General features: G+C 37.1%; 14 protein-coding genes and 1 pseudogene. 7 read left to right on the top strand and 8 right to left on the bottom strand.

Annotated features, from left to right (window positions below):
• Nucleotides 1–352: 352 nt before the first annotated feature.
• Nucleotides 353–1,528 carry a tryptophan synthase subunit beta gene (gene trpB / locus NTHER_RS03735; protein WP_012447195.1) on the top strand — a complete coding sequence of 392 codons (1,176 nt, stop codon included), beginning with the start codon at nt 353–355 and terminating at the stop codon, nt 1,526–1,528.
• Here the strand turns inward: trpB and NTHER_RS15035 are convergent.
• The 3 genes and pseudogenes from NTHER_RS15035 to NTHER_RS16340 form a co-directional block, all read right to left on the bottom strand.
• Entirely contained in the window at nt 1,523–1,921 is a 399-nt protein-coding gene (locus NTHER_RS15035) for an aldehyde dehydrogenase family protein (RefSeq protein WP_083762678.1), read from the bottom strand. The genes trpB and NTHER_RS15035 overlap by 6 nt on opposite strands.
• A 7-nt stretch (nt 1,922–1,928) precedes the next feature.
• Nucleotides 1,929–2,821 (bottom strand): annotated as a pseudogene (locus tag NTHER_RS16490) (aldehyde dehydrogenase family protein).
• Nucleotides 2,821–3,084, bottom strand: coding sequence for an aldehyde dehydrogenase family protein (locus tag NTHER_RS16340; RefSeq protein WP_052291946.1), 264 nt, complete (start codon nt 3,082–3,084; stop codon nt 2,821–2,823). The pseudogene NTHER_RS16490 and the gene NTHER_RS16340 overlap by 1 nt, the downstream one beginning before the upstream one ends.
• A 188-nt stretch (nt 3,085–3,272) precedes the next feature.
• Here NTHER_RS16340 and NTHER_RS03745 point away from each other — a divergent pair, with 188 nt between their 5' ends.
• The gene (locus tag NTHER_RS03745) at nt 3,273–3,452 is read left to right on the top strand and encodes a hypothetical protein (protein ID WP_012447196.1); all 180 of its coding nucleotides are present in this window, start codon (nt 3,273–3,275) and stop codon (nt 3,450–3,452) included.
• 29 nt (nt 3,453–3,481) lie between these two features.
• On the opposite strand, the gene NTHER_RS03750 is transcribed toward NTHER_RS03745, so the two are convergent.
• Nucleotides 3,482–5,017 carry a serine hydrolase domain-containing protein gene (locus NTHER_RS03750; protein WP_012447197.1) on the bottom strand — a complete coding sequence of 512 codons (1,536 nt, stop codon included), beginning with the start codon at nt 5,015–5,017 and terminating at the stop codon, nt 3,482–3,484.
• Between the two features lie 232 nt (nt 5,018–5,249).
• Between NTHER_RS03750 and NTHER_RS03755 the strand changes: the two genes are divergently transcribed.
• A complete protein-coding gene (locus NTHER_RS03755; protein ID WP_012447198.1) occupies nt 5,250–5,735 on the top strand; it encodes a hypothetical protein in 486 nt (161 codons plus the stop codon).
• A 59-nt stretch (nt 5,736–5,794) separates the two neighbouring features.
• Nucleotides 5,795–6,574, top strand: a complete 780-nt coding sequence (locus NTHER_RS03760) for a glucose 1-dehydrogenase (protein WP_012447199.1) — start codon at nt 5,795–5,797, stop codon at nt 6,572–6,574.
• A gap of 45 nt (nt 6,575–6,619) precedes the next feature.
• On the opposite strand, the gene NTHER_RS03765 is transcribed toward NTHER_RS03760, so the two are convergent.
• On the bottom strand, nt 6,620–7,972 hold the full coding sequence (locus NTHER_RS03765) for a CapA family protein (RefSeq protein WP_012447200.1): 1,353 nt from the start codon (nt 7,970–7,972) through the stop codon (nt 6,620–6,622).
• A 176-nt stretch (nt 7,973–8,148) separates the two neighbouring features.
• On the opposite strand from NTHER_RS03765, the gene NTHER_RS03770 reads away from it, so the two are divergent.
• The 3 genes from NTHER_RS03770 (at nt 8,149) to NTHER_RS15060 (ending at nt 13,706) form a co-directional block, all read left to right on the top strand.
• Nucleotides 8,149–9,747 (top strand): FAD-dependent oxidoreductase, encoded by a 1,599-nt coding sequence (locus NTHER_RS03770; RefSeq protein WP_083762843.1) that lies wholly within the window; start codon nt 8,149–8,151, stop codon nt 9,745–9,747.
• A gap of 142 nt (nt 9,748–9,889) precedes the next feature.
• On the top strand, nt 9,890–12,610 hold the full coding sequence (locus tag NTHER_RS03775; protein ID WP_012447202.1) for a WG repeat-containing protein: 2,721 nt from the start codon (nt 9,890–9,892) through the stop codon (nt 12,608–12,610).
• 61 nt (nt 12,611–12,671) lie between these two features.
• On the top strand, nt 12,672–13,706 hold the full coding sequence (locus NTHER_RS15060) for a hypothetical protein (RefSeq protein ID WP_012447203.1): 1,035 nt from the start codon (nt 12,672–12,674) through the stop codon (nt 13,704–13,706).
• Between the two features lie 116 nt (nt 13,707–13,822).
• Here the strand turns inward: NTHER_RS15060 and NTHER_RS03785 are convergent, their stop codons facing one another.
• The 3 genes from NTHER_RS03785 to NTHER_RS03795 are packed head-to-tail and all read right to left on the bottom strand — an operon-like array spanning nt 13,823 to nt 17,100.
• A complete protein-coding gene (locus tag NTHER_RS03785; protein ID WP_012447204.1) occupies nt 13,823–15,817 on the bottom strand; it encodes a DUF6449 domain-containing protein in 1,995 nt (664 codons plus the stop codon).
• The gene (locus tag NTHER_RS03790) at nt 15,792–16,691 is read right to left on the bottom strand and encodes an ABC transporter ATP-binding protein (protein ID WP_012447205.1); all 900 of its coding nucleotides are present in this window, start codon (nt 16,689–16,691) and stop codon (nt 15,792–15,794) included. Before NTHER_RS03790 ends, NTHER_RS03785 begins: the two co-directional genes overlap by 26 nt.
• The gene (locus tag NTHER_RS03795) at nt 16,684–17,100 is read right to left on the bottom strand and encodes a GntR family transcriptional regulator (protein ID WP_012447206.1); all 417 of its coding nucleotides are present in this window, start codon (nt 17,098–17,100) and stop codon (nt 16,684–16,686) included. Before NTHER_RS03795 ends, NTHER_RS03790 begins: the two co-directional genes overlap by 8 nt.
• Nucleotides 17,101–17,246 lie beyond the last annotated feature (146 nt).

Below are 17,246 nucleotides of genomic sequence, written 5' to 3' on the forward strand. Positions count from 1 at the left end.
CAAAGGCCTCTCTAGAGAGCCGGGAAAAGGTGGGAGCCCGGTGAGGACCCAGGATTGAATGGACCCCTGAGCGATTATTGACGAGAGGGTAGGGTTTAATTTGACCTACCAAGTTTGGGTGGTACCGCGGAAGCTAGATAAGCTTTCGTCCTTAACTGTTATTAGTTGAGGATGAAAGCTTTTTTATTTGGTGAAAGGGGTTGATAATCATGAGAAAACCAAATATATCTGAACAAGTGGTTTTTCGCTGGCGCCTTTAATCTATTTTAAGAAACCAATTATTGAATCAAACAATCTAACTAAATTTTTAAAACTACTTAGTTGAAATAAAAAATTATGTGGAGGTATGAATATGACTAAAATAGGTTTTTACGGAGAATTTGGCGGTCAGCATGTTGATGAAGCCCTGAAGCCTTCTTTAGAGGAACTAACAGAGTTTTATTATAAATACAAAGACGACTCTGATTTCTATAAGGAGTTTGAATACCACTTGCACACCTTTGGTGGACGTCCTACTCCTTTATATTATGCTAAGAATTTAACGGAAAAGCTTGGAGGAGGGAAGATCTTTTTAAAACGTGAAGATCTAAACCACTTAGGTGCTCATAAATTAAACAATACAATTGGACAAATTCTTCTCGCCCAAAAAATGGGGAAACAGGAAATAGTAGCAGAAACAGGAGCGGGTCAGCATGGAGTGGCCACAGCAGCAGTCTCTGCTAAATTTGGGTTTAATTGTACTATTTTTATGGGAGCATTAGATGCCAAAAAACAGCCATTAAATGTATTTCGAATGGAACTTTTGGGAGCTAAAGTCATAAAAGTAGAATCGGGAAATCAAACTTTAAATGACGCCGTTAATGAAGCCCTTTCATACTGGGTTGAAAACCTTGAAAATACCCATTATCTCTTGGGTTCATGTGTTGGGCCACATCCATACCCTACAATAGTCAGGGATTATCAATCTGTGATTGGCCGGGAAGCTAAAGTCCAGATTAATGAACTTGAAGGTAAGAATCCCGACCACATTGTAGCTTGTGTCGGAGGCGGTAGTAATGCCATCGGTTTATTCTCTGCTTTTATTGATAATTCGGAAGTGAAAATACATGGCGTAGAAGCTGGAGGTAAAAGTTTAACAAAGGGCGATCATGCAGCTACTTTGACACAAGGTGAACCGGGAATGCTTCATGGAGCTTACACCTATTATCTAAAAGGGGAAGGAGATGCTCCCCATGATACACATTCCATATCATCGGGTTTGGATTATCCCGGGGTAGGTCCCGAACATTCACATCTTAAAGCTTCAGGTAGGGCCTCCTACGTAGCCGTTACTGATCAGGAAGCCCTAGAAGCTTACAGGGATCTGGCTTTCTGTGAAGGCATTGTACCAGCTTTGGAAAGTAGTCATGCACTAGCGTATTTAAATAAACTTGCACCTAATACTGACAAAGATGAACTGATAATAGTTAATTTATCGGGTCGCGGTGACAAGGACGTGGAAGCCGTAGCCAAGCACACAGGTCTATAATCGTCTTAAAATCTTAAGTAATTGTTTTGGGACCCCGATAAACTTATGTAGTAAAGATGCATCGGCAAAATATAGAGATAAGAACTTTTCAATATCATGATACATTTCTTTGCCAAAGGGGAACCAATTAATTTCTCTGGCACGACGGTTTTTATTCAGCATAACTGATTTGGTGTGGGAGAAATTAATTAACCCTTCTTTTCCATGGTAACTACCTATACCGCTGTTTTTTATTCCACCAAAGGGTAGATAAGGATTGCTAACATTTCTGAATATATCATTTATCATGCAATTTCCTGTTTCCAGCTGTCTAGCGATGGTCTTGGCTCGCCTGTAGTTTGTACTCCAAACACTGGCATTTAAGCCATAGTAGCTGTCGTTGGCCAGCTGGATTGCTTCTTCATCGGTGGAAAAAAGTTGTCATAGGGAGGACTGGACCAAAGGTTTCCTCCTGCATTATATCCATAGAATGGTCTACTCCCGTTAAAATAATAGGTGCTAGACAATTATCCTTTTCTGTTCTTTCTAATTCGTCTTTACCTTTTACAAGATGTGCCCCTTTATTGATAGCATCATTGATTTGAGAGATCACATGTTCTTTTTGGCCCGGATGAGTAAAGGGGCCAATATCTCCTCAATCCCCCTGATTACTTTTTGTTCTTTCTGTTTTTTCTTTAATAATTTCTAGGAATTTATTAGCTATAGTTTCTTGAACGTAAAGTCTCTCAGTGCTTACACAGAGTTGTCCCGTATTGGCAAACCCTCCGTAAACTGCACCTTCAGCAGCTCTTTCCAAATTAGCGTCTTCTAAGACTATCATGGGATCTTTTCCTCCCAATTCCAATTCTACTGGTATAAGTTGTTCTGAAGCCGCAGCTTTGACTTTCTTACCTGTATTAACACTTCCTGTGAAGAAAATCATATCGGGTTTAGCTGATACTATCTTTTGGCCTACAATACCTGGTCCCTGAACTACTTGTACCAGGTCCGAGGGTAGGCCCTGAATATCGGAAAGCATTTCTTGAATTTTTCTCCAACAAAGGGGGTTAACTCAGAAGGCTTTAAAATGACTGCATTGCCAGCGGCTATGGCAGTAATGACAGGTATCATTGCCAGCTGTAATGGATAATTCCAGGGTGATATTATGCCGATAACCCCCTTGGGAAAGTACTCTATCCAAGAAACATTGCCGATAGCAGCTAAGGGAGTTTTTCTTTTTTCTGGTTTTAAAATTTTTGTTAAGTTTTTTTCATAATATTTAATCACTTCAAGGGTGGGATAAATATCTGCCATTAAAGGTCTTGTCGCACTTTTCCTGTATCTTGGCAGATGATTTTTACTAGCTCTGACATATCCGATACAATTTGTTGGCGGATTTTGGTTAATACTCGGCTTCGTTCTTTAAGAGACACTTGTTTCCATGATTGCCATTCCTGCCTGGCTAAATTTATGGCTGTTTGAATTTCGTCCTCTTCAGCAATTTTATACTCCCCGATCACATCACCTGAAACAGGGTTATAATTTTTAAAATAACCTTTTTTTCCTACTTTAGCCATGGTTAACCCTCCAATATGAAGATAACCTTTCGAACTGACTACTCATACTTAAGTATGAGTTAAGTTGGTACTTTTAAGGGAGTAGAAATCAGTCCCGCTATCCTTTGTGCACTCAAATTTACCTGATAAACTTTGATTAACAGTTAACAGTTAATTGATGACTTGATTAAATTAAGGAGGAAGAAGTTATGAGTATTTGTTTCAATTTTCCTTTTTGCGGTAGAGTGAAAATCAATATTAATGTTGAACAAGAATATTTGGATAGTCTAGAAATACCCCGGCAATTAAGGCAAGAAAAGAGAGCATACCTATTAGAAAAAGAATATGATAGATGGTATTCCTCATTTTACCAAAAAGGACCTCTATAATGAAATTACGGCATTAAAAAAGCTGGAGATTAATGTTCTCCAGCTTTTTTAATGGAATCATAGAGAGAATCATATACTGTTTTTGCAATTTCTTCTTCAATTTCATAAAAAGTATCACTAGAACCGGGAATTTCTGTATTGGCTCCATTGATCAGATATACGATGCCGAAATTATTTTCCCGTCTCGATTGCTCCGTCTGCTCTGTATGATCTGTGAAATAAACACCACTTAATAATCCATAAGCAATTCCCGGATGGCCATAAAGTGTTATTCCATCTTCTAACAACTCATCGGTGATATGAAGACCTAACCCCTGCTTCTTAAAAAGACCATCAAAATCTGTCCAATCTTGGGCACAGGAGCTGACACTGACTTGTTTCATCAATTCAATGGTTTCTTGTTCTAAAATTCTATTTCCTTGATATTCTCCTCCATTTATCATAGCCGATGCAAACTTAGCCAGGTCCGTGGCGGTAGTAAATAACCCCCCCTGGGGTGAATACAGTGAACCGTTTCTACCAGGCCTATAATTGGAAAACTCCGGCAGGTCACCAAAATTTGTTCCTCTAAAATGAACTTGTCTTTGCCTGTTATGTTGCTGATCTTTATTCTCTAGTGTTTTTTCATTATCTTTGATTGTGCTTTTTTTGGATTCAACGGATTCTTCCTGATCTATATATTCTACTGTCCTTCGATATAGAGGAGCTATCCTATCTCGATCTCGGCCTCTTCTAGAATTTCTCAGGTCATTAATATTAAAACTTGAAGAATTCATCCCCAAAGGATTGAAAATATTTTCATTAGTATACTCATCAAAATTCATTCCTGACACATTTTCAACAATTGCTCCTAAGACTATATAACCTAAATTAGTATATATAAATTTCTCCCCCGGTTTATATTCTGACCAGATGGAATTTGAATAAAATTCACCTTCTTCATCAAAAACTTCTGAAAGGGAAGGGGGCGTTTTTTGGCGATTGCCGCGATTTATAGAATTCGATGCAAAACTAACGTAAGTACCGTTAGTCATGCCAGAACTGTGGTTTAGTAACATTCTGGGAGTTATATTAGTGTCAGGATATTCAGGGTGTTTGATATCAACTTCCAGTTCAAGATAGTCATTTATATCAGCATCCAAATCAATTTGTTGCTGTTCAACAAGCTGCATAGTGGCAACTGCCGTAAAAGCTTTTGAAACAGAAGCACTCCTCAAGATAGTATTATCGTCAATCTCTGTTTTATCTTCCAGGCTATGTTTTCCTGCATTGCCGGAGACGATAGTGCCTTTCTCATTGACGGCGGCAACTTGCACACCAGCTAATTCATACTCTTCAACTATATCTTCAAGCTGTTTTTGTAAAACTGCATTCATTTCTTGTTCACCACCTACTGAATAATTCACTTCCTTGTTCTGGTCAACGATTTTTGTTTTTATTTCATGAGCTTTTTGATTCCATTGTACATCAAAACCCAGGGCTTTGGAAATATTCTCTTCATGATACCCAATAAATGAAATAATAAGAGCAAATGCCAGAGTTAGTGGCAACAATTTGTTTTTCAATGGAAACTTCCTCCTCATAACACCATAGTGTAATCTATTAAATCAATTTAAGTTTACATAATACCGTGGGGTTTTGCAAGATGCTTTTCAAGGTGATAGATGGAATTATTATTACTTTTTCAATATAAAAGAGTTAAGTTTTTATGTGTATATTAATACAAGTTTAGCAGACTATAAATACGGGAAATTATGTTATTTGATTAAGACTTTTTAAAAAGGGGCCTACTTAGTCATGAATGAGTACATTAGAAATAACAACAGTTCTTTCCCCCCAGACTCTGTCATTAGAGATACTATAATTTTTGGAGTACTTGTTGGAGTAATCAGTAATATCCCTAAGGAATTATTAAAATTTATTTTAACTCAACTGGGGGTACATGAATTCACTTTTTCTCAACTGGCTGCTGGATTGTTTGTTGATGTCGAGCTTTTAACAGATCCCATAATAATAATTACTGGTGCCATTACTGATCTTACAGTAGCTGGTTTACTAGGAGTTGCTACTGTGTATCTTGTCAGATGTACTGACAGGACATTTCCTATATGGAAAAGTTTGTTTGTAGGTTTACTTGCTTTTGTTTTTTTGTATGGAGGTGCACTGAGACTAGAAATAACCAGTGTTGATATAAATAATTCTTTGGAAAATTTTTTGAGTTTACTACAGCATATTCTATTCGGAATTATCATGGGAATTTTGATTAAAAGATATGATACATGACAAACGATATATATGGAAACTGACAATATGTTAAAAAATCTATACGAGAGGTGATTATTATGATTAATGAGTTATTTGATTTGACTGGTAAAACTGCCATAGTGACTGGAGCTTCAAGTGGTTTAGGATGGCGGTTTTCCAAGGTACTGGCCCAGGCTGGTGCTAATCTTAGTATTGTTGCCCGGAGAAAGGAAAAGTTGGAACAGTTACGAGAAGATATAAAAAATACAGTAAATTCGGAAAAAGAAAGTTTGGCACTGCAATGTGATGTTCAGAAGGAAGCTGAAGTGAAGGATGTCGTGGAGAAAACTGAACAAGAATTTGGCAAGATAGATATACTTATAAATAATGCTGGAATTTCAGCCCTTGCTCCCGTTGAGGATTTGGAACAGGAAGATTGGGATAAGGTGATGGATACAAATTTAACAGGGGTGTTTTTCTTTGCTAAACATGCGGCTAGGAAAATGAAAGCAAATAAATCAGGGAAAATTGTCAATATTGCTTCTATGTTTGGAAAAGTCGGAAATACATTTTTTCCAGCTACACCTTATCATGCATCGAAAGGTGGGGTAATAACCTTAACCCAGGCTTTGGCCGGGGAGCTAGCCCAGCACGGGATACAAGTAAATGCCATCGGACCAGGTTTTTTTGAATCAGAGATGACCCAGGATGCTTTTGGTGACGAAAGTTTTCACGAATACGTTAGATCCAGGTGTCCATCTCAGAGACCAGGCAGAGAAGGAGAACTAGATGGAGCTCTAATTTTCTTAGCTTCTGAAAGTTCAAGTTATGTCAATGGTCAAACAATTTTTGTTGATGGTGGATGGACAGCTGTTTAATTCTATCCTGAATATGGATGATTGTATTAAAGTTGTTTTAAACCCTTAGTCCTGTGGAGGGAACAGTGAATGAATGTGTTCGGGTGTAAAAGAATCATCAGTTGTCAATATCTTATTGGTATTTTCTAATGATTGTTGTGCTCTGTTAACGCTTTCTTCTGTATGTAAGTTGTAAATTTTTTCATGTTCTAAGGCATCGGGAAGAGGTACAATCTCGTAGTTCCTCTCTTCATTTTCACGGTATTTATGTACCCATGTAGGCGTATAAGCTGTTTCAGTTATTTCAATGTCTGCATGGGCGTCTTTTTCAATAGTGACATGCATAATCACACCGTCTTCGGTATAAGGCCGGTCCAGATATTCCCTTCTTTGATTTGAAAGAAAATTTCCCATGGAATAAATCACAATTCCTTCTTCTCCTGAAGGTGTTTTAATTTCCTCGACTGGCTGAACTACATGGGGATGACTCCCAAAGATTATATCTACTCCACTGTCCACCAGTTCTTCTGCTATTTTTTCTTGATATTCATTGGGCTGTCTTTCGTACTCCGTTCCCCAGTGCATGAAAAAAGCTATGACATCTGCTCCCTGATCTTGTAAATGTTCAGCCCTTTCTGTCAAATCTTCCATATCTTGATTTAATTCATCATAATTGAAACTATCGATTAGTTCGGCTGTCTTATCAGACATAGGGATGCCATTAATAGTTCGTTGCCCGTCAATTCGAGGGGTTTCATATGTAAAAGCTGATAACCCTATCTTGATTCCTTCAATTTCTTTGATCAAATAACTGTCATCCTCTGCTTGTTTTTTTGTGCCGATTGCCTTTAATCCTCTATCTTCTAAAACTTCTACTGTTCTTCTTAGGCCAGCTTCTCCCTGATCAAGGCTGTGGTTATTAGCCGTTGATAAAACATTAAAACCTGAATTTTTCAAAGCATCTGCCAAGACATCGGGACTATTGAACATGGGATAACCACTATAACCTCGTTCTCCTCCCGCCAGAACAGTTTCCAAATTAGCTAGAGCCAGGTCTGCCTGGTCAATATAAGGTTTTATGTACTCAAAATTATCATTAAAATCGTATTCGTTTTTCTCACTGTCGTACTGGGCTTCTAACTGGGGACCGTGGACCATAACATCTCCAACGGCAGAAATTACAATTTCATTGGTTTCTTCTAAATTTTGCTGTTCGGTTTCTGTTTCTTGGGCTTTGCCCTCTTTAGCTTCCTTTTCTTCTTTTTGTTCTTCTTCTTTCATGGTCTCGGATTTACTGTTTTGATCCTCATTTTGGTTACATGCTGATAAAAAAGTTGTTGATAGTAGTAACAAACAAATTAACATATTTGAAAGAAGTGTCACACTTAAATTGTCGGTAGCTTTGTATTTGATAAACATAATCTGGTTCTCCTTTCACTAGAAATCTGTGATTTGTTCCTTTCTTTTTCCAATAGCTATTAAAATATTAAATTGGCTTTTTCAGTAAAATATTCCTGCAAGTTTTCCGAGTACATAAAATTTTAATTCTGATAAGTATAAAATACCATAAACAGAACACTGTATAAATGGGAATTATGGAATTTAGGAATTTGATATTAGGAGGGATTTATTTGATTAAAGAATCATTTTACCAAAAATACGGATTTGGTAACCCACCCCAATCTTACTGGATTGCATCAACTCACAGTACCAATTATCCTGTTTTGGACAGGGATATAAAAGTAGATGTTGCTATTGTGGGTGGAGGCCTTGTAGGAATAACTGCTGCGTATCTTTTGAAGCAAGAAAATCTTAAAGTAGCAGTTATAGAGTCAGATAAAATTGCTGAAGGGACAACAGGCCATACTACAGCCAAACTAACCTCCCAGCACAATTTAATATATGATAAACTGATTAATCACTTGGGTAAGGAAAAAGCAGAAATTTATGCAGGGGCCAACGAATTTGCCATAGATTTTGTTGAAAATCTTATCAATGAAAAACAAATAGACTGTGACTTTTCCAGACAACCTGCCATTGTCTATACCCAATCTGATCAATATATTCAGAAAATCCAAAAAGAAGTTGAAGCAGCATCAAGCCTGGGAATAGATGTCAAGTACCTAGATTCGTTACCTTTACCCTTTGAAGTAAAAGCTGCTGAACAGTTTGAAAACCAGGCCCAGTTTCATCCTAGAAAATTTTTATTGCCCCTGGCAGAAGAAGTGCATGGAAACGGAAGTTACATCTTTGAACAGACAAGGGCCGTGGACTTTCATGAGGATAAGCCGATTACAGTTATTTCAGAAAACGGATACAAGGTAACAGCTGATCATGTTATCATCGCTTCTCATTTTCCGGCTTACGGAAGTGGTGGATATTACTTTGCACGGATGTATCCTGACCGATCCTATGCCCTGGGAATAAAAACTAAAGAAGAATTTCCAGGTGGAATGTACATTACAGCCGAAGACCCAGGGCGTTCTTTGCGCTTCACACCGGATAATAATGATCAAAATAATCAATTAGTTATAGTAGCAGGTGAACACCATAAAACGGGACAGGGTCCAAACACAAATCAGCACTATCAAAACCTGATTAATTTTGCCAAGGAAACTTATACAGTGACAGATATTTTATACAGATGGTCCACCCAGGATTATACCACTTTAGATGATGTGCCCTATGTGGGTAGAATAACTTCAAAAAGTCCTAATATCTACGTCGCTACAGGCTTTAGAAAATGGGGGATGACCAACAGTATAGTTTCAGCAATTTTGCTAAAGGATCTGATAATTAAAGGTGAGAGTCCCTGGGAACCTGTATATAATCCATCAAGATTTGAAACAGATCCCATGATTAAAAACTTTGTCAGTTCTAATATGGAAGTAGCTAAACATTTGATAGGAGATAAACTAAAGCCCGTACCCAGTGACTTTGATATAGAGCCCGGAGAAGCGAAAGTGATCAAATATCAAGGAGAAAAAATGGGTGTTTATAAAGATGAAGGCGGTGAAATTCACGCTGTCAATATTACATGTACCCATATGGGATGTGATCTAATCTGGAATGCTGCCGAGCTTTCCTGGGATTGTCCCTGTCATGGCTCCAGGTTCACTTATAGAGGTGATATCATTGAAGGCCCCGCTCTCAAAAGCCTCCAAACCCGTGACCCCTTGAGGTTCAATCCATAAGGGAAAATATGATATAATCATACATAAATTACACTTAATTCCAAGCCAAAGCAGTGGTTTTTTGTGGGGTTCTTTGTGGGATTTTTGCTTTGTTTTTGCTTGATTTAACATGGCTAATTTGAGAACTTTAGGGGGTATTGAAATGGGGATAAAAATCAGCACAGTTTTATTAGTATTTGTTTTGCTTTTATTATTTCCAGGGTTGTCATCGGAAGTTTTAACTGAAATTTCTTTCAATGGCAGTAATGAGCAAACTAAAGAAAAAAGCCAAGAGCAAGTAAAGGTGAGAGGTTTCTCAGACTATTACCAATTGGACACCGCTACCAAAACCGAAAATGGCATCCGTTACATTCCTATGAGAACATTGATGTCAGAGATGGATATGTATATTACATGGCAGGATGACGATCAAAGTATCTTTGCAGAAAGAGAAGACCTGGAACTTGAGACCAAGATAGGAGAACAACATATTAGAGTTAATAATCAACTTATCACTCTTCAAAATGAAATTCGCTTAATTGATAATAAAAGTTATCTTCCCATGGAGTTTCTAGAGCAAATACATACAGAAGTTTCCTTGAACGAAGAAGATCAAATTATTGATTATACGCCCATGAGTGCCTTTCCAGTAGTTCAAAATGATAGATACGGATTGATTGACGAAGAGGGGAATAAATTATTAGATAAAGAATTCAGCAATATTCGAAAGCAACGAGCCACTGGCGATTCAGACTATCGTGCCAACTTTTTCATGGTAACAGATCAAGACGAAAATAAAGGCATCTGGCACCCAATTACCCAGGACTTTTTAATTGAACCCCAGTACGATCGAATTCATCCATTATTAGAGGGTCTGTTCCTTGTAAGAGAGGAGGACAAGAATGGTTTAGTTAATTTAAAAGGGGAGACCGTTCTTGATACGAATTACGATTCGCTCTATTCCTTTGAAGAAGGCTTAGCTTTAGTGGAAAAGGATGATAAATACGGTTATGTAGATCAATCCGGAAAAGAGGTTATCGATCTGCAATTTTCTGAAGTTAGTAGATTTGAAGGTGGAAAAGCTCCCGTTGTAAAGGATGGGAACTACGGCGTTATAGATAAATCAGGGGAATGGTTAATAGAACCGGAATATTCTAAGGAAAAATATGAGCTATCTCATCTTACAGATGATCTATTGAGAATTGCCAAAAAGGTGACAAACGATGAAACTGTTAGGGAAATGAAGTACGGTATCATGGATCTTTCCGGAGAAATAATCATAGAACCTCAGTTTGATAGAATAGGCGATTTTTATAATGGCCTTGCTTTTGTGGTCGATGATGAGGACTTTGGTTATATCGATAAAAATGGTGAAATAGTTATCGAACCTCAATTTGAAAATGCTTATAATTTCAATACTGATATCGATGGAGAAGCTATTAGTGTTGTTATCGAAGACGGACAGAGAGGTGTTATCAACCAAGAAGGAGAATTCATAATTGAACCTGTATTTGACCGGATAGCAAATGTTGAAGACGCCGATGTGTTTATTATCGAACAGGATGATGAATTTGGTGTTATTGATAAAAAAGGAAACAAGATAATAGAAGCCAAGTACCATCGAATTCATGACCTATATTCTTATAGCTACGATTTAGATGAACATTATTTTGGAGTCCAAGTCGATGATAAAATTGGCCTTTATCATAAATCAGGTGAGCAAATCACTGAGTTGATTTTTAATGATATCAACGATCCCAGGGATGGATATATTTCTGTTGAACAGAATGATAATTGGGGAGTTTTTGACCTGGAAGCTGGAGATTTTGTAATAGAACCTAAGTATGATAGTATAGGGGAGTTTTCTCAAGGCCTTGCCTCGGTTGAACTTGATAGACAATGGGGCTTTATTGACAAAGGAGGTAATGTGGTCATTGAACCACAATTTGATTCAGTCCGTGACTTTCGAGATGGCCTGGCCAGGATTAAAATAAACAGTGAAGTAGGTTATATTGATACCGAAGGTGAATTTGTGTACGAACCTCCAGAGCCCCCAGAACCTGAAAAAACAATTAAAATTGGGACTACTCCCTGGCTTGATACCAAATTGATGAGTCATATTTTCCATGAAGCCCTTAAGGTAAAAGGATATGATAGTGAAGTCGTAGTAAGTGATATAGGAGTAATATTTGGTGATATTGCTCAGGACGATTCTCAAAGAATGGACTTCACCTTTTCCATTTACTTGCCTCACAACCATGAACATTATTACGAAGAGTATCAAGATGATATAGATAAAGTGGGAGAGGCTTTAACTGGTATAGATCAAGGAATAGCAGTACCCGAGTATGTTTCCATTGATTCCATAGATGATCTAAAGGGAAAAGAAGAGAAGTTTAATAGTAAGATATACGGCATTGATGCTGGTGCCGGAATAAGCACTGAGACAGAAGAAGTTTTAAAAAAATACAACTTGGATATGGAGCTAATTACTAGAGGAGATTATAAAATTGATGATGACGAATACGAAGAGTATGATTTACATGATTTAATGCTAAAAAATTTAGATGAAAAGTATCAAGCCGAAGACCCAGTAGCCATTACCGGTTGGAAACCCTATTATAAATGGGCGAAATGGGACTTGAAGATGCTGGAAGATTCCAAGGAAATATATACAACAGCTGATGCCTCTTATACATTTAGTAGAAAGGGATTGGAAGAAGACCTTCCTGAAATTTATGAAGCCGTTACTAACTTTGAGATGAGCATGGAAGAAATCAATTCATTGCTTCTAAAAAAGGAGAAAGAAGATTTGGATTTTGAGGAAATAGCCAAAAAGTATATTGACGAAAATGAAGAGATGGTGGAAAGCTTGTTTGAGTAGTTTGTCACCTCGTGGTTACTTGCCCTTAAACCGGGGCATACTAACCATGAGGTGATTTTTTATGATCATAACCAGGATCAAAGCTATCTTTTTGAGTTCACTGATATTTTTCATACTGCTGACAGTAACAGCGTGTCTAGGTGAAGAAGAAAAGGAAGAAGCTGAAGACGAGGAAGAAAAACCAGAAGAACTGGAAGAAATCGAGATGACTATTCTAGAAATCATGGAACAAACGGATATGGTTGCTCTTGTCGAGGAGATAGAACCTGCCCAGGCCCAGGAAAACGGCGAAGAAGGTAATGGCAATGGTGAAGAAGGCAATGATGAAGATGAAGAAAATGGTGAAGAGGAAAACGGTGGTGAAGAGGGAGATGATGAAGAGGAAAACGGTGGTGAAGAGGAAGAAAAGGAAACAGAGCAAATTACCTTTGAGGAAACTATATTTATGGAAGTTATTCAAGTCGAAAAAGAAGACAATGATGATGAGACTGGAGAGGAAAATGACCAAGAAAACGATGAAGAAGATCAGGAAGTAGAAATTCCAGAAAGTTCAGAGGAAATATGGGATGATATAAAAATATCGATTACCGAGTTATATGAAGAACAATGGGATAAATTAGAATCAGAGCTAAAAGGAGAGGTAGCCAATGAAGATTTAGATAGCTTTGAGGAAGTCTTAGATGAATTGACTTTAGCCAGTACTGAAATGGATTACATGGGGACTATGAAAGCTGCCAATGAACTGACATTATCTCTTGCAGCCTTTCAAGAGCCCTTTGCAGAAGAAGATGTTTCAGAATCATTGCCGGATTCTTATCGGTTAAAATATCATGTTAGAGACATCTTACTGAACTCGGTAGTAAATGATTTTGATAGCGCTGATGAAGGGTTGGAGGAAATGACTGATTTAAACGAATCAGTAGAAGAGGGGCTTATAAATAAAGATGAGGAGGAGCTTTATGACGACTATTCCTTGGCCTTTGAGGATTTTCAAGATTCCGTGGAGGAACAAGAGTTTGAATTAATAAAAGTCAGTTCAATCCGGATAATGGACAATATTGTAGAAATGATAGAAGAATTAGAACAAGAGGGATAGGTTAGACAAATAAGATGGATAAGCAATGATAAAAGGGCAAATAAAAAGAGGTAGCTGCATCAGCTACCTCTTTTTATCTTAATTGAGAAATTCAAGTAATGTAAGCATCATTATTTTTAATCACTTTCCTGTAAAACTTGCTCCAGTTTGTTGTGTAACTCAGAGGATAAATCTTCCCACATAGTATCACTCAATGCCAGCTGATCGACAAATTGTTGTCTTCCCATATTGTCTTGGAAGTGGAATGTAGCCCAAAAATAATCGGAATCGCTTCGGTTACCTCTAGGAGCAGCACTACTAAGTTGGAAAACTTCTTTGATTAGTTCAGGATCTCTAATTTCAATTGTTTGCTCTTCGGATTCACCAGCTCTAACACCATGTGAAAAATCATCTTCACCGATCTCAATATACCTGATATCTTCGTGGGATAAAGCAAAATCTTCATAATACCCTTCTTCTACTAGCCAGTTTCTAAGTTCCTCATAGCTTTCTTTTAACTGATAATAAGTTGTTCCTTCTTCGTCTTCTATGGAGGCGAACAAGTAATTTCTATTTTGTTGATGTAACTCTTCATATTCTAGTTCCATTATTTCTGAACTGATTATTTCAGAAAATGTTTGAATTTCTTGCTCGTCAGTCAAGGTGATTTGGTTTTCTGGATTGCGATCATCTCCCAGGGTAATGCTGTCAATTTTACTGGCATCTTGCTGCAGTATCGGATATTCGGCCTCTTTATATTCTAAAGATTCATAGATCGGCTTCAGTAATGATGTGTAGTGTTCTTGATTTATTGTGTAATCTCTAGCAATGACACTTCCATCTTTCAAAGTGTATATGAGACTGTAATGTGATCCTTGAGTATTTTTATCAGTTTTTATCAGTTTTTCATGGAGTTTGATGACATTTTCAATATTTTCATGTTCTTGATAAAAACCGGAAACTTTAGAGGGCTCAATGTGTCCTTCTTGAATCTGCCGGAACTGATAAGCACCTCGTCCAAAAAACACTGACTCAACCTCTTCACTATCTGGAACTCGACTTTGATATCCTGTAACATCGGCCTGAATTCCAACGAATAGTAAGATAATTATTCCTAGATAGATTAAATACCCCTTATAAGCATTAAACACTTTATAAGTTTTTTGAATTAACATTTCTGCTATAAAGTATCCTACCAGTGAACTAATCAAATATCCAAAGACAATAGCTCCGAGACTGCCATGGGAAATACTAGCCGAATAGGCACCACCTAATAACATGGTACAAAAGGTAACTCCGTATTTAAATATAGGTTGAATTACACTAAATGAAATCAGGTCACCAGCCACTTCAATGTGTCTCAACTTGTAAGCATAATATGCACTAATAAAGAAAATAGCAGAAAACACTAGATACCAAATAATCACTTCAGTTATCTCTGCATTTCCAATTACCATTAGTGGTAGTTTCTCCAAAAATGCCGGTTCAGTGATAATATTTCTACTGTATCCGTGAATTAAATGGGGCAAATTCGTTTGAATAAGATAAAATAATCCCAGGGGAAGGATATGCAAAATATAGTTAAACACCAACTGTGCCACGGAGTTTCCAGTAAACATTCCTACGAAAACGGCAAAACTGTACATTATCAAGATGAATAGTAGAGTGTAACCTCCCCAGTTAAATACATGCCCCATGTTGTAAACCCAAGAAAGTTCGGTAGTGGCATGGAATAAAGTAAGTAAGAAACCGTTAAATAAGACTGGAATTACTAAAATGATTAAACCTGAGATTAGATTGTTGAGATATAGTTGCTTTCTGGTGACGGGTAAACTGTGAAACATAGAAGCTGCGCTACCTAATTGTAAATAACGAAATACCAGAATAGCTACGACTACGGGTAGGACGAAAACAAGCAAGAACTGAGTTTGCCCGGGATTTGTAGTTAGATCTAATAGATTAAGTAATCGATCTTGCATAAAGCTAGACTGGGTCACTTCATCTAACTGAATTATCATCTGAAAAGGTACTATGAAAAAAAGCAATAAACTATATAGGGCACTTACCCACCAAAACCTTTTTAAGTTACTGAATACCAGCCCTTTATTAAATAATGGTAGTATCGATTTCATAACCTTTACCTCCTAGCTCGTAAATGAAAATTTCTTCCAATGTTAAAGACAAAAGATCGAGAATTAATGGATTGGCCTGTTGTAATTGAGACAAGATTTCTTCTTTATCTCCCCTGACTATTAAGAGATTTATACTTCCATTTTTAGAGTGGTGAAGGACTTCAAAATCCTGGAGCAGTTCAGTAGGGGAGAGGTCATCAAAGGCTACTTGAATTTTGTGAATATCAGTTTTTAAATTGTCTAGTTCCCTTTCCACTACAATTTTGCCATTATAGATAATACCGATATGTGAGCAAATCTCTTCTAGCTCTCTTAAATTATGTGATGAAACTAATATTGTAGTATCTCTTTCGGCTACATCTTGAAGCATTAAATTCCATACTTTTTTACGCATGACCGGGTCTAAACCATCTACCGGTTCATCTAAGATCATGATATCTGGCATAGTACAGATACCTAGCCAAAAGGCAACTTGTTTTTGCATTCCTTTGGACAGTTTTGTAACCCTTTTGTTGATATCGATTGGAAAATAGTCCTGTAATTTTTTAAATCTTTCATGATTCCAACTAGGATACATTCTAGCGTAAAACTTGGCAGTTTCCTTGATGCTATATTGATTAAAAAAGTACAGATCATCAGGAATATAATAGAGTGATGATTTGATTTCGGGATTTTCATAAACTGATTTATCCTTGATGTCGATAGAACCACTATCTGGACGATAAATGCCTGCGATATGTTTAATTAATGTTGTCTTACCAGCACCATTGGGACCCAGTAAACCATAGATAGAACCGGTTTCTATGGTTGTACTGATATTATCCAGGGCTTTAATATCCCCGAAACTTTTAGTAAGATTATTTATTTCAATCATCTAGATCCTCCCCCTCAGAGCCTTTTTGGCTCTTGTTTTCATGATTATCGGCGTATGTGTTTTCAATTACAGCCACTAACTCATTTTTGGTTACATCTAAATACTTGAGCTCGAGTACTATTTTATTTAATTCTTTTAATAAATCATCCTTTCTCTTGAAATTGGTTACATTCTCCAGGTTAGCTACGAAACTACCACGGCCCCTGACAGAGTAAATAAACCCTTCCGTTTCCAAATCTTTGTAGGCTTTTTGAATGGTATTAGGATTTATTGTCAAGGTTTGGGCCAGCTCTCGTACTGAAGGGACTTTTTCATCGGGTTTTAAAACTCCCCGAATAATTAAAAACTTAATCTTTTCTTTGATTTGTTCATACAATGGTCTGCCGTCTGTCAAGTCTAGTTGAATCATAATAACCACCTAACTGTATTAATAGTTTTAATACACTTACTACAGTAATCTTACCCTGAACGTTATATTTTGTCAAGCAAAAATAAAAAACCCTGGTTCAGCTAATTATAACTGAACTCAGGGTTTAACATTTTTTGGTGTAATTA

The organism is Natranaerobius thermophilus JW/NM-WN-LF (genome assembly GCF_000020005.1).
GTDB lineage: Bacteria > Bacillota > Natranaerobiia > Natranaerobiales > Natranaerobiaceae > Natranaerobius > Natranaerobius thermophilus.